We start from the raw sequence: 14,675 nt of genomic DNA on the forward strand, positions 1-14,675 counted from the left end.
TATTATAAGCTTTGCTATGTTCAGAAAAAATTGGTGTTAATACACAGTAAAACCAGATAACATACAAAGTTTAGGGAAACCTTGCATGTTACCAGGTTTGTAATTATTAATGTCCAGTAGCCTCACCAGCACCACTAGGAATACGAATGTTCTCCACAATTTCCTGAACGTCTTTTGGAGGAGCGCTAGTCAAGTGACATACCACAAGACTTACCACAAAGTTTACGAGCATAGCGATGCTACCAAACCCTTCTGGAGAGATACCAAACCACCATTCTTCTTTACTAGGTAAGGTGGCATCAAACCATCCTAATTTATATTTTATCATGTAAAGTAGCATACAAACGATACCTACAACCATACCAGCAATAGCACCTTCTTTATTCATACGCTTGTAGAAAATTCCCAGTATAATCGCAGGGAAAAATGATGCAGCAGCTAGTCCAAAAGCTAATGCCACAACAGCAGCCACAAATCCTGGCGGATTGATACCAAAATAACCAGCTACACACACAGCACCTACAGCACTTAAACGTGCAGCGATTAACTCGCCTTTTTCTGAGATATTAGGATTTACTACCTTTTTGATTAAATCATGAGATACAGATGAAGAAATAACTAACAATAATCCTGCTGCTGTAGATAAAGCTGCAGCAAGACCACCGGCAGCAACCAGAGCGATTACCCAATTAGGTAAATTTGCAATTTCAGGATTTGCAAGAACCATAATGTCTCTATCTACATAAAGTTCGTTGGCTACAGCAGTATCTGCATTTGTGGTAATTCTATTGCCGATTGCAGTTCTATTTTTTGCATCATACATAGGTTTGTTTTTATTACCTGCAAATGCATTTCCAGGCCCGTATTGAATTTTTCCATCTCCATTTTTATCTGCCCATGCAATCAATCCAATTTCTTCATAGTTCTTTAACCATTCTGGTTGATCGGCATAGGATTTACCAACTACACTGTCAATCATATTAGTTTTTGCAAATACTGCTACTGCAGGTGCCATGGTATAAAGAATTGCAATAAGTAACAAGGCCCATCCTGCACTTTTGCGAGCATCTTTTACACGTTTCACCGTGAAAAAACGGACAATTACATGAGGTAATCCTGCGGTACCTACCATTAAAGCAAGAGTAATTGCAAATACATCAATCATAGATTTTGAACCATCTGTATAGGCATTGAAACCTAATTCTGTACTTAATCCATCTAGTTTATCCAGTAAATATCCAGATCCATCTACCATTTCACTACCCATTCCTAATTGTGGAATAGGGTTTCCTGTCATTTGGATAGAGATAAAAATTGCAGGAACGGTAAAGGCAAATATTAAAACACAATATTGTGCTACCTGAGTATAGGTTATTCCTTTCATACCTCCTAAAACCGCATAAAATAATACGATTATCATACCTATGATCACACCTGTGTTGATCTCAACCTCTAAGAAACGTGAAAACACAAGTCCTACGCCTCGCATTTGTCCAGCTACATAAGTAAAGGAAACTAGTAGAGCACAAAAAACTGCTACCAGTCGGGCGGTTTTAGAATAATAACGATCTCCTATGAAGTCTGGTACTGTAAATTTTCCAAACTTTCTTAGGTAAGGGGCTAGTAATAAGGCTAGTAGTACGTATCCACCAGTCCAGCCCATGAGGTAAACCGAGCCGTCATATCCGGCAAAGGCAATAATTCCTGCCATAGAGATAAATGATGCGGCGCTCATCCAGTCTGCTGCGGTAGCCATACCATTAGCAAGTGGTGAAACGCCACCACCGGCTACATAAAATTCTTTAGTAGAACCTGCTCGTGACCAGATAGCGATACCTATGTATAAGGCAAAGGTGACTCCTACTAGAATATAAGTCCAAATTTGAACATCCATAATTGAAAAGTTTTTTAGTGTTATTTGATATTGTAGTGAATGAGATTTTTGATAATCTCGCTTTCGCGAAAGCGTACTTAAACACTACCATTTGTATAATGATTTTAAATACTAGTCTTCGTCAAAACCGTATTTTTTGTCTAGCTTATTCATAATGCGTACATAAACGAAAATGAGTATGACGAAAACATAAATAGAGCCTTGTTGGGCAAACCAAAACCCAAGTTTAAATCCACCTAACCTGAATTGATTAAGAGCATCCTTAAAAAGAATTCCGGCGCCGTATGAAACTAGAAACCATATGAGTAAGAGTCCTACAAGATATTTGATGTTCTCTTTCCAATATGCTGTTGCATTTGATTTTTTATCAGACATAATTAATTATTTTTAGGTTACAGATATATCATTCCTTGAACAGTAAAAGTTCCTACTGCATCTAGATTACCATATTTTTGATTTGAATATTCAACGGACAACTTTGAATGATGGCCTGTGAAATATAGATTGCCACCGATCCCAATTCTAGTGGCGTTGTCATTTATAGCATCTATACTGCGGTAGTTAAAGGAAGTATACGGCTGTATTTTTACTTTTCGATCTGTCTCTCCAGGTAATAGATACCCTACATGCGTATAAAGCATACTACCTGTCTCATAGGTTTGACCTAAGGTGAAATTTTCACCATAGTTGCTGTTTTGATATTGTAAATAGGCAGTAATTGAAGATCCATTGTCACCTAATGGTGCGTCATAGAAAGCATCTAATGAGAAAATGGAAACATCTTCACCTATAAAATCATTAGTTTGAGCATCAAGAATTGTAGAACCGTTAGGATGATAAAAGAAACCAGCTCCTATATTGAATACTCGTTTACTACCCAAATAGGAACCTACTTTATAAGGTAAAAAATTACTTTCTTGATCAAGAAAGTTATAATCAAAATAACCAGCATAGTTCTTACTAGCCTCTGCACCACCCAAAATAGCACGACCATTGTACGTTGCTGTGTTTATGGTAGGCGTACCATTGATGTCTAGACTGTTTGTGATAGCTTCATTTACTGAAACTCGGTATTGTAAATTACCAAATTTACCTTTTAAGTAAACGCCCATGTGTCTAGCAAATTGATCACTCAACCCTATGGTGGACCAACTTTGACGATTGTTGTCTAATGTGAGCATGTTTAAGGTACTTTGATTATTGGCTCTTGATATTCCATTCCAATAATGCAATCCACCACCTATTGAATGATCTGTAGTTAACTGCCATTCACCCCATACGTCATGAAAGAAAAGTTGAGAGCTATCACTTTTACCAACAGGTCCCATGTTGTTGGCATTTTGACTGTTAAGACCAAAATGAGTTAGGATCAGGAATTTTTTAGTTAGTTGCGCATACATAAGAATGCGGGCACGTCTAATAGAAAAATTAAGATCGGCTTCTTCGTTACCTGTGGAATTGAGCGTTGTATTATCAGTGTGTTGTGCCCAAAATTGAGCCCATGAGATAATTCTGAAATACTTGGAACCATCTTCATTTAATTTCACTTTCATTCCTCCGGTATATTCTGTAGCGCCTTGACTAAAGCCCAGAAAGGAAGCTGTAAATAGAAATAGAAGTAAAGGGATGTACTTGTTTTTCATAAGTTTATAATTAAGAGTTTGGTTATGCGATCATCAAATTAATCGCACTACTAACCTCTATAAAAACTTATGTTAAGGAAAATTTAATATAGTTATTTGGTAATAGTATAGTTTTTAATCTTTAAATCGTTCCCATTTTATAAGCATGAATTTATCGCCAAGTTCTGTTACTACTACACCAGCGCCCTTTAATTCATTGATATTTGAGAAGTAGTTGGCTAGTTCTGTGTGATTTAATATTTTATAAGTTGGATGGTATTTATTATTGTAAGGTCTTTTGATTTTATATTTTTTCACCCAATTCATCACGCTTACATGTGATATACCTAAAATACGCTCTATTTCTCTGTAAGTGAGTCCTTCAAGATATAATTGAAGTGCTTTGTTGACATAGTAATCATCAATCTTCTTACCCATTTTTTCAACGGTAAAATTATAGTTACAATCTTTACATTTGTAACGTTGTCTACCTTTAATAACACCGCTTTTTATCTGATTTTGAGAGGAACAGTTAGGGCAAATTTTCATAACTATATTAATTTTGCATAAATATAGTAAATTAGCAATAATATGATTTTTAACTTATTTTATTATCAAGTTAGTGGTTGCTTAAATCCATATTCATGAATTTTAATAAATAAAAAGGCCACACAATTGTGTGGCCTTTTTATTTACTATGATCTTCAATAGTTAGTCATTCTTGATACTTGAAACAAAGTCTTTAACGGTATCTTGTAAAGATGATTTCGGATTTGAAATCTGACGGATGAATTCACTACCTATGATTGCTCCATTCACGTGCTTGCATGCTGCTAGGTAGTTTTCTCTTGTTTTAATATTAAATCCCGTTAAAATCGGCGATTTAAGATTAAGTGATTTTAATTTGTTCAAATACTCGCTAGCATCGTCAAAATTGGATTTGGTACCTGTAGTGCTAGCACTACTTACCGCGTAAATGAAACCATTAGAAAATTCATCTATTTGTTTTATGCGGTTTGTTGAGGTTTGAGGCGTGACTAAAAATACATTGCATAAATCATATTTCTCGAACAAATGCTTGTATTGTGAAGCATAAACTTCTAATGGTAAATCAGGAATTATCAATCCATCCACACCGACATCCTTACATCTTTTACAAAAATGTTCTATACCATATTGCATTACTGGATTAAAATAGCCCATAAGCAGTACTGGAACATCATGTTTTGAGGTTTCCAATTGATTAAACAGTACCTCGATACTCATACCATTTTCTAATGCTATTTTAGAACTTTCTTGAATAGTAGGGCCATCTGCTAGTGGATCGCTGAATGGAATTCCAATTTCAATAAGATCTACGCCAGATTTCTCTAATTCATTTAGGATAGTTGTTGTATCCTCTAATTTAGGATAACCTGCGGTGAAAAATATATTGAGTAAATCAGTCGACTTACGGTTGAATAATTTCGTGAGTTTATTCGAGATCATATTATTTGAGATTCAATTCATTCATATAAGTGTTCATGTCTTTATCACCACGACCAGAAAGATTAATGACTACCCTATCAGTTGATTTTAGGTCTAAGTCTTTAAGGACTGAAAAAGCATGAGCAGTTTCTAATGCAGGAATAATACCTTCTAATCGACTACATTCAACAGCAGCCTTGAGTGCATCTTCATCTGTGACAGCCATATATTGTGCTCGTTCACTTACTTTTAACCATGCGTGGGCTGGACCTATTCCTGGATAATCTAAACCAGCACTTATGCTATGCGGTTCTATAACTTGTCCGTCCTTGTCTTGCATCATTATACTACGACTTGCGTGGAGCACTCCTGGAGTTCCTAGGTTTAATGTAGCGGCTGTTTTGTCGGTATGTATTCCTAACCCAGCGGCTTCAACACCAACTAATTTTACCGATGGATCATCAAGAAAATGGTAAAATGCACCCATAGCATTTGATCCACCACCTACACATGCAATTACATAATCAGGCAAACCATCCATTTGATTTTTAATTTCTTGTGAAATAACAGATTGATACCTAGCTACCATATCTGGATAAGGATGAGGTCCTACTACAGAACCTATAATATAATGCGTGTCTTCAGGATTATTGATCCAGTCTCTCATAGCCTCATTAGTAGCATCCTTTAATGTTTTGGATCCGCTAGTAGCAGGTTTTACAGTAGCACCTAGCATTTTCATGCGCGCTACATTTGGTGCTTGGCGTTCAATGTCTTTTTCGCCCATATACACGATACAATCAAGACCCTTAAGAGCACAAACCGTAGCAGTTGCTACACCATGTTGACCAGCACCAGTTTCTGCAATGATTCTTTTTTTACCTAATCGTTGAGCAAGTAAGATCTGACCAATCGTATTATTAACTTTGTGAGCACCAGTGTGACATAAATCTTCACGTTTTAACCAGATTTCTGCACCATATTTCTCAGATAATCTTTGGGCTAGAAATAAAGGAGTAGGTCTACCAACGTAGTCCTTAAGTAACTGTTGGAATTCGTTTTGAAAACTTTCACTTTTTTCAATAGCGAGATAATTTTCCTTTAATTCTTCAATATTAGGGTACAATAACTCTGGTATAAAGGCACCACCGAATTCTCCATAAAAGCCTTGTTCATTCACTTGGTACTTACTCATTGCGTAGTTCTTTTATAAATTGCTTAATCGTTTCTATATTTTTTTCACCAGGACTAATTTCAAACTGAGAGTTCAAATCAACTCCTAATAACATTTCATGGTTTAGGTTTTTAAGGTTTGTTGCATCATTTGGACCTATCCCACCACTTAGTATAAAGGGCACATTTCCTTTATAGTTTTCAAGTATTGACCAATTGAATTTTTTCCCGGATCCTCCATAATGTTTGGTTGCTGTATCAAAAAGGAAAAAAACCTTACCCGGATGCTCTGCCGCTAGGGATTCCCAATTGCGTAAACTATCAAAATCATAGTCGGGACTTATTTGGAAAGCTTTAAAAATTTTGAGATCTAATTCTAGCAATGCTTTCGCGAAAGCGGGATTCTCATCACCATGTAATTGAACAACGTCTAACTGTAAAGGAATAATATCATTGAGAATCTCTTGCATACTGGCGTTTACATAAACGCCAACAGTGCCTTTATTCATTGTTAGTTGCTCTATGGCTAGGGATTGATCTTGATCGACAAACCTTTTGCTTTTCGGGTATTTGATTATACCCATAAAGTCAATATCCAGCTGTTGGAGTGCTTCTATATTTTTGGGCTCACGCATGCCACAAACCTTTATAATCATACTGTGATTTCTTTAATAAAAGTAGAACAGCTTATACCAGGTTGATCGGTTTTCATAAAATTTTCACCGATTAAAAAACCTTTAAAACCTATAGATTGAAGTTTTTTTACAGTTGCTGGATTTGAGATGCCACTCTCACTTATTGCAATTACGTTCTCAGGAAAATGAGGCAATAAATCAATACTGTTTTGAATGTCTGTTTTGAACCTTTTTAGATCTCTGTTATTAACTCCAATTATAAATTTTTCAGGATCCAAGTTTTTAGTAACCTTCTTAATACTTTCTAACTCAGTTAAGTTGTGAACTTCAAATAGAATTTCTAATTCTAGATTGAGTGCTTCATTAGCCAAAGTAGTAAGTTGTTCATTAGATAGACAGGCTGCTATCAATAAAATAGCATCTGCACCAAAGGCTTTTGCTTCATGAATTTGATACATGTCCACGATAAAATCCTTTCTTAGTATAGGGATGTTTATCAGTTTTCTGGCTTGTTCAAGATCTTGTAAACTTCCGCCAAAGAATGGAGTGTCAGTTAAACAGCTTATTGCGCTTGCACCTGCCTTTTCATAACCCAACACAACCTCATCAAGAGATGCAGGACAATTGAAGCTGCCCTTACTAGGGCTTTGACGTTTATGCTCTGCAATAATGCCGCTACCTTTTTTAATGGATTCATGAAGTGACAAGGTTTTACGAGAATAAAGAGGCATTTCTCTTAAATCTTGTATGCTTTTCAAGGATCGTCGTTGAATAACATCCTTAGTGGTTTGTAAGGTGATTTTTTCTAAAATATCCGACATTATAATTCGTTTATGCGTGATGAATATTTAATAAGCTTTTGAAGCTACTTAATGCTTTACCACTCTCTAATGAATCTTTAGCAACAATTACCGCTTGTTTTAACGAGATGTTTCTTGCGATTGATATGGCTGTGGCAGCATTTGCAATTACTACGTTTTGCTGTTCGGGAGTTGCTTTGTTTTCAAGTACATTGGTAAAAATTTTTGCAGCCTCTTTTACCGTGTTACCACCGTAAATTTGATCAGCTTTTAATTGATTTAGATTAAAATCTTGTGGAGATAGGTCTTTAACTCCATCATGTGTTGCAACCCTTGTATTACTAGTTAAACTTACTTCATCGTATCCATCGTGCGCATGTAAAATGGCATATTTCTTATCAGGTTCTGTTTGAAATAAGTACTCATAATTACGAGCTAGTTGTAAATTAAAAACTCCTACGCTTTGTAATCTGGGTCTAGCAGGATTAACTAACGGTCCTAGCATATTGAAGAATGTTTTTACTCCTAACTCTTTTCTGATAGGAGCAACTGCTTTCATAGCCGGATGAAATAAGGGCGCATGAAGAAAAGTGATGTTAGTCTTTTCAATTTGCTTGGTTATTAAATCTAGGTCGTTTGTAAATTTAAAGCCTAGATATTCCATGACATTACTAGATCCACTCACAGAACTTACACCATAGTTACCATGTTTTGCGACGGGAATCCCAGCACCTGCGGTTACAAAACTGGCCAGTGTGCTTATATTAAAAGTGTCCTTGCCATCACCGCCAGTACCACAAAGATCGATTGGGTTATATTTTTGTAGGTCTACCAAAAGTGCCTGCTCTAGCATTGCATCCCTAAACCCTGCAAGTTCCTCGACAGTGATACTGCGCATTCCATATACCGTAAGGAAGGCTGCAATTTGACTAGCGTTTACCTCACCACTTGTTATGGCAGTAAGGATTTCGTGAGCTCGCTTTCGCGAAAGCGTTCTATGTTCAAACAAGGCTGTTAAAACTTCTTTCATTTAAATGATATTTAGGAAGTTAGCTAGCATTTTTTTTCCATGTGGTGTCATGATGCTTTCTGGATGAAACTGAACTCCGTAAATTGGTAAGGTTGAATGTCTGAGAGCCATTATTTGATCGTTTTCATCTGTAGCTGTTATTTGTAATTCATCTGGAAAAACCTCTTTTTTTGCTACCCAGCTGTGATACCTACCTGCATCAAATTGAGATGGGATGTCCTTAAATAATTCATCGTTCCTATGAGTCATTTTTGTGGATAAACCATGATAAACCTTCTCTAGATTGATGATTTCACCACCAAAAACTTCTGTAATAGCCTGGTGTCCTAGACAAATTCCTAAAAGTGGCTTTTTGTCTTTCATATATTGAATGATTGGTAATAAATTTCCAGCCTCGCTAGGAATTCCCGGTCCTGGTGATAGTACAACAGCATCATACTTTTCACAATCCTCTGGTGAAATTTCATCGTTGCGCACAACCGTTACGTCTGCATTAAGATCTTCTAGATAATGCACTAGATTGTAAGTGAAGCTGTCGTAGTTGTCTATTAAAATTATTTTCTTCATGTTACTGTTGGATGAATTTACCGGACTCCTTGTCTATATAGTATTTGTCAACAAAACCATTACATTCTCTTTCGATGGATAAACTTTCTGTCAAAAAGCCATCACAATATTCTGTTCCTCCAGACTCAGCAAGTTTAAAAGAGTCTAAAATCTTATTTTCATCATTTACAGTCCTCAAAATAATTTCAATAATGTCTTGCTTCTGTTCATTTCTATATTGTTTCTTAATAATGTATACGTAGAAATTTTCATAAGGAAAAACTGTGCTATTGACTAAAGACTCTGTCGAATATGCTTGAATGATTTCATCTTTAGTCAATAAATTAATATTTTCTCCTTTTGGCAAATAAAAATTGTTTACATAAGGAAGACTCATTGTATTTTCATTTTCAATGTAATCCACATAAAAAATTTTCTTGCTCCCAGTTGTGCAACTCAATATTGCTATAAATGCTAAAAATGTCAAAAACTTATTTTTCATGATTTGCTAATTTTATTGCTTTTCTTAATGCGTTTGTTTTGTTATAAACCTCTTGTGTCTCATCTTCGATATTGCTTTCAATTACAACACCTGCACCAGCTCTAAATTCCAATTGATTATTTCTTGATAAAATACTACGGATTATAATGGCGTGATTAAAATTTCCGTCAAAACCTAAATAGCCTATCGCACCACCATAAAATTCACGATTACTTTTTTCGTATTTATCAATTAATTGCATGGCATTGTGTTTGGGAGCGCCGCTTAATGTTCCAGCTGGAAAGGTATCTCCCACAAGTTCTAATCGGTCTTTTTCATCGAGAATTTTTCCAGTTACCTTACTTACCATGTGAATTACGTGCGAGTAAAAGTGAATACTTTGATAGTCCTGTACTCGAACATTTCTTGCATGTCTGCTTAAATCATTACGAGCTAGGTCCACTAACATAACATGTTCCGCAGTTTCCTTAGGATCGTTTTTAAGCTTTTGAGCAGCTTCATAGTCAGCTGTGTCATTGCCTGTTCTTTTGTAAGTACCTGCTATAGGTTGAATACTGGCATAATCGTTTTTTACGATTAATTGAGCCTCTGGTGACGAGCCAAATATTCTGAAATTACCGTAGTCAAAATAAAATAAATAGGGACTAGGATTTATAGCTCGTAATTGACGGTATACTTGAAAGTCATCTCCTTTAAAGGATTGCTTGAATTTTCTAGAAAGTACAATCTGAAAAACATCACCTCGTTTACAATGGGCTTTTCCTTGTTTTACTAATTCTTTAAAGGATTGATCGTTCATCTCAGAGCTTTCCTCTCCTGTGTTATAATAATTGTAAGTGGCAATATCACGATGGGTGATGATAGAACACACCTCGTCTAATCTACTTATATAATTTTCGTAGACGTGATCAAATACATATAATTGATTATGAAAATGATCAAATACAATTACATTTTGAAAAACCTGATAGTAGGCGAGTGGTATGTTTTCGCTTTCGCGAAAGCGGAATTCAATATTTTCAAAATGTTGAACGGCGTCATAACTTAAATAACCATATAGACCTTCAATGGGAAATGCGAATTCGTGATCTTGCTGTTCAAAATGATTTTTGAAATTCTCAAGACCAGAGGTTAGGCGATACTCCTTTTTTAGATCTATGACAGATTTTTTGCCATCAGGAAAAACCGAAATTTCTTCTTCATTTGTCAATTCAAATGATGCTATAGGGTTGCAGCAAATGAAAGAGTAGCTATTATTGCGCTGTCCGTATTCATTACTCTCCAGTAAGATGCTATTAGGATACTTGTCCCTTACTCTTAAATAAATACTTACAGGTGTAAGCGTATCTGCTAGAATTTCCCGGTGAGTTGTTTTTGCTTTAAATATTTTATTCATTTCATATCAAAAAAAAATGGTCTACCGTAAAGTAGACCATTTAAATTATTTAAACATACAGGTGACTTTACGGCTATTGAGCTGTATTATTCCACCACCAAGTATGAAGAGTTCTTGTAAACATGTGGTCAAAGTTACTACTGCATTTTGAAACAAACAAGAGTTAGCAAAATTTTAATATCCATCATCATGAATTCCACTAACAGCTCTTCCAGAAGGGTCATTCATATTTTTAAATGCTTCATCCCATTCAAGAGCTACAGGTGTGGAACATGCAACAGACTTTAAACTAGGTACACAACTGGCAGCAGCGTCACTAGGAAAATGTGTACTGAAAATATTGCGGTAGTAGTATTCTTCTTTGTTTTGTGGTGGATTAATTTTAAATTTATAAGGAGCTGCTTCCATCATTTCATCAGTAACTTCCTTTTCAACCATTTCTTTTAGAGTATCTATCCAGCTATAGCCTACACCATCACTAAATTGCTCTTTTTGTCGCCACGCTACACTTTTAGGAAGATAGTCTTCAAAGGCTTCTCTTAAAATATGCTTCTCCATTTTTCCATTACTGCACATCTTATCTTCTGGATTTAATCTCATTGCAACATCCATAAATTCTTTATCTAGAAAAGGAACTCTTCCTTCGATTCCCCAAGCTGCAAGTGATTTATTTGCTCTCAAGTTATCATAAAGATGTAAGGTGTCTAGTTTGCGAACTGTTTCTTTATGAAATTCTTCCGCATTTGGTGCCTTATGAAAGTAAAGATAACCACCAAAAATCTCGTCACTTCCTTCACCTGATAAAACCATTTTTATACCCATAGACTTAATCACTCTAGCTAATAAATACATTGGTGTTGATGCTCTTACAGTTGTAACGTCGTACGTTTCTAAATAATAAATGACGTCTTTAATCGCATCTAACCCTTCTTGAATAGTAAAGTTTACCTCGTGGTGCACGGTACCTATATGGTCTGCTACTACCTGTGCTGCTGCTAGATCTGGGCTGCCTTTAAGTCCTATTGCAAAACTGTGTAGTTGAGGCCACCACGCATCGGCATGATCTCCCGTCTCTACTCTTCTAGATGCAAATTTCTTTGCGACTGCACTTACTAGAGAGCTATCTAAACCACCTGATAATAAAACACCATAAGGTACATCACTCATAAGATGACGTTTTACTGATTCTTCCATGGCCTTACGTAAGTCGGCAACTGAGCTTACATTTGATTTAACTGCATCATATTCTTTCCAATCTCTATCATACCATTTTGTGAAATCTTTATCTTCACTGTAATAGTAATGTCCTGGTGGGAAAGGTGAAATTTCGTTGCATGTTCCTTCCAAGGCTTTTAATTCACTAGCAACATAGAATTGACCTAGTTCGTCAGTTCCATAATATAAGGGTATTATTCCCTGATGATCTCTTGCACAAAGAAAAACATCTTTTTCACTGTCGTATAGTGCAAATCCATACATGCCTGTTAAATCATCTAGAAAGTCTACACCTTTTTCTTGGTATAAGGCTAGTATAACTTCACAGTCTGATTTGGTTTGAAATTCATAGTCATCGTATTGCTTTCTGATTTCTTGGTGGTTGTATATTTCACCGTTAACTGCAAGTACAACTTTACCATCTGGACTATACAAGGGTTGTCCTCCCGATTGTGGATCAACAATAGTTAGTCTTTCGTGAGCAAGTATAGCTTTTTCACCACAATATATTCCAGACCAATCTGGACCACGATGTCTTAATTTTTTTGATAGTTCTAATACTGATTGACGTTGTTCTTTACTGTCTTTTTTAAGTTCAAAGACTCCTACTATTCCGCACATAATTGTTGGTTTTTTTGGTTTAAATTTATTTAATAAAAAAAGGCCTACTATGAAGTAGGCCTTTTGTAATATGTATAAATATCAAGTCTACTTCATCGCTTTCGCAATAAATTATTATTAGAATTGATATTATTATTATTTTTAACATGTGTCAAAGATAGAATAAAATTTTTAAAATCAAAACTGAGTTTAAAAATCAACTAGTGTGAGCCATTTTTTTTAATGACCTCAGGCATCTTAGCAGCAAAACGATTGAATCTAGGAATAGAGATGTTTTGTATGTAACTATTGTTAGGATGTAATCGTGCGTAATCTTGATGATAATCTTCGGCTACCCAAAATTTTTGAAAAGCTTTTACTTCTGCTGCAACTTTGTAGCCTTCTTTTGTTAAAGCCTCAATTTTATTTTGAATAATCTGTTTCTGCTCGTCATTCTGATAAAAGATAATGCTACGATATGCTTTTCCAATATCAGGTCCTTGACCGTTAACTTGCTCAATATTTTGGGAAGCAAAATAAACGTCAACTAGCGTTTTAAAACTAACTTTATTTGGGTCATAGATGATTTCATTTGCCTCTGCATGGTTGCCGTGATTACGATAGGTTGGATTCTGCATGGTACCGCCAGAATAACCAGAAATGGATTCACTAACACCTTGTACGTTTTCGTAGATCTCCTCAACACACCAAAAACATCCACTAGCAAAATAAGCTCTTTCCATCCCGTCTTGTGCAGGGACTTCAACAGGAGTTGCATAGGTGATTTCTTGCTGCGTGATTTCTTTGGTTTCATTTCCACATGCTGTGTTTATTAAAACCAAAAGCGTATACATTAAAAGTTTCATATTATATTTTTTTCAAAACTAGATATTAGGTTAATCCAGCCATATTAAAGAGCCGTTAAAAGCTGTAACAGAACTATCACAAAAGGATATAATAAAAAACCTCAACGTATAGTTGAGGTTTTTCAAGTAAGTTTTTTTAAGGATAATTATTTGACCTTAGAAAAAGTTTTTTGCATTTCTTCAGCTTGTTCTTCTGCAAGGGCTGCATCTACCAATATACGTCCAGAGTGCTCGTCAGTAATTATTTTTTTACGACTAGCAATTTCCACCTGTACTTGCGGTGGAATAGTAAAAAAGGAACCTTTAGAAGCGCCACGTTCAATAGGAACTACAGCTAGACCATTACGTACACTTTCTCTAATGCGCTTGTATGCTTTAATTAAACGGTCTTCAATTTTAGTTGAGTAGTCGTTCGATAGTTTAAGCAACGCATTTTCTTCCTTTTCAGTTTCCTTAAGGATCTCTTCAAGCTCAGATTTTTTATGCTTTAAGTGCTCTTCACGATCAGATAGTTTTTGTTTACTTTGATCGATCACTTGTTTTTGCTGCTCGATTTGAGCTTTAAATTCCTTAATGTGCTTCTCAGCTAGTTGGATTTCTAGCTCTTGAAATTCTATTTCTTTAGAAAGCGAGTTAAACTCACGATTGTTTCTAACATTTTTTTGTTGTTCAGTGTATTTCGAGATCAAGGCTTTAGCCTCTTCAATCAAGTTTTTTCTATCACTGATGTTACCTTGCAATTCTTCTAAATGAACATTTAGTTTCCCTATACGTGCATTTAAACCTGCTACTTCATCTTCTAGATCTTGAACCTCTAGAGGTAGTTCTCCTCGTACGTTACGTATCTCATCTATTCTAGAATCAATTAATTGTAGGTTGTAAAGTTCTCTTAACTTCTGTTCTACAGTAGCTTCGTTCTTTTTTGCCAT

General features: G+C 35.6%; 15 protein-coding genes. All 15 read right to left on the bottom strand.

Going from position 1 to position 14,675, the window contains the following annotated elements:
* Positions 1–106 precede the first annotated feature (106 nt).
* Entirely contained in the window at positions 107–1,894 is a 1,788-nt protein-coding gene (locus tag BST91_RS01510) for a sodium:solute symporter family protein (RefSeq protein ID WP_085774238.1), read from the bottom strand.
* 111 nt (positions 1,895–2,005) lie between these two features.
* On the bottom strand, positions 2,006–2,269 hold the full coding sequence (locus BST91_RS01515; RefSeq protein ID WP_085774239.1) for a DUF4212 domain-containing protein: 264 nt from the start codon (positions 2,267–2,269) through the stop codon (positions 2,006–2,008).
* Positions 2,270–2,286: 17 nt separating this feature from the next.
* The gene (locus BST91_RS01520; protein WP_085774240.1) at positions 2,287–3,537 is read right to left on the bottom strand and encodes a hypothetical protein; all 1,251 of its coding nucleotides are present in this window, start codon (positions 3,535–3,537) and stop codon (positions 2,287–2,289) included.
* Between the two features lie 114 nt (positions 3,538–3,651).
* The gene (locus tag BST91_RS01525) at positions 3,652–4,065 is read right to left on the bottom strand and encodes an IS1/IS1595 family N-terminal zinc-binding domain-containing protein (protein ID WP_085774241.1); all 414 of its coding nucleotides are present in this window, start codon (positions 4,063–4,065) and stop codon (positions 3,652–3,654) included.
* 162 nt (positions 4,066–4,227) lie between these two features.
* Positions 4,228–5,004, bottom strand: coding sequence for a tryptophan synthase subunit alpha (trpA, locus tag BST91_RS01530; RefSeq protein ID WP_085774242.1), 777 nt, complete (start codon positions 5,002–5,004; stop codon positions 4,228–4,230).
* A gap of 1 nt (position 5,005) precedes the next feature.
* Positions 5,006–6,178: a tryptophan synthase subunit beta gene (gene trpB, locus BST91_RS01535; RefSeq protein ID WP_042278815.1), complete on the bottom strand. Its 1,173-nt coding sequence runs from the start codon at positions 6,176–6,178 to the stop codon at positions 5,006–5,008.
* Positions 6,171–6,812: a phosphoribosylanthranilate isomerase gene (locus BST91_RS01540; RefSeq protein WP_085774243.1), complete on the bottom strand. Its 642-nt coding sequence runs from the start codon at positions 6,810–6,812 to the stop codon at positions 6,171–6,173. Before BST91_RS01540 ends, trpB begins: the two co-directional genes overlap by 8 nt.
* Entirely contained in the window at positions 6,809–7,612 is an 804-nt protein-coding gene (trpC, locus tag BST91_RS01545; protein WP_085774244.1) for an indole-3-glycerol phosphate synthase TrpC, read from the bottom strand. The genes BST91_RS01540 and trpC overlap by 4 nt, the downstream gene beginning before the upstream one ends.
* Before the next feature lie 10 nt (positions 7,613–7,622).
* Complete coding sequence (gene trpD, locus BST91_RS01550) at positions 7,623–8,621, bottom strand: anthranilate phosphoribosyltransferase (protein ID WP_085774245.1); 999 nt, start codon at positions 8,619–8,621, stop codon at positions 7,623–7,625.
* Positions 8,622–9,188: an anthranilate synthase component II gene (locus BST91_RS01555; RefSeq protein ID WP_085774246.1), complete on the bottom strand. Its 567-nt coding sequence runs from the start codon at positions 9,186–9,188 to the stop codon at positions 8,622–8,624.
* A gap of 1 nt (position 9,189) precedes the next feature.
* Entirely contained in the window at positions 9,190–9,669 is a 480-nt protein-coding gene (locus BST91_RS01560; RefSeq protein WP_085774247.1) for a hypothetical protein, read from the bottom strand.
* On the bottom strand, positions 9,659–11,065 hold the full coding sequence (locus BST91_RS01565) for an anthranilate synthase component I family protein (protein ID WP_085774248.1): 1,407 nt from the start codon (positions 11,063–11,065) through the stop codon (positions 9,659–9,661). Before BST91_RS01565 ends, BST91_RS01560 begins: the two co-directional genes overlap by 11 nt.
* A 174-nt stretch (positions 11,066–11,239) precedes the next feature.
* Complete coding sequence (gene asnB, locus BST91_RS01570) at positions 11,240–12,901, bottom strand: asparagine synthase B (RefSeq protein WP_085774249.1); 1,662 nt, start codon at positions 12,899–12,901, stop codon at positions 11,240–11,242.
* 200 nt (positions 12,902–13,101) lie between these two features.
* On the bottom strand, positions 13,102–13,746 hold the full coding sequence (gene msrA / locus BST91_RS01575) for a peptide-methionine (S)-S-oxide reductase MsrA (RefSeq protein WP_060523035.1): 645 nt from the start codon (positions 13,744–13,746) through the stop codon (positions 13,102–13,104).
* A gap of 146 nt (positions 13,747–13,892) precedes the next feature.
* Positions 13,893–14,675 carry a zinc ribbon domain-containing protein gene (locus BST91_RS01580; RefSeq protein ID WP_060523034.1) on the bottom strand — a complete coding sequence of 261 codons (783 nt, stop codon included), beginning with the start codon at positions 14,673–14,675 and terminating at the stop codon, positions 13,893–13,895.

Source organism: Nonlabens tegetincola (assembly GCF_002117085.1).
In the GTDB taxonomy this organism is placed as follows: Bacteria; Bacteroidota; Bacteroidia; order Flavobacteriales; family Flavobacteriaceae; genus Nonlabens; species Nonlabens tegetincola.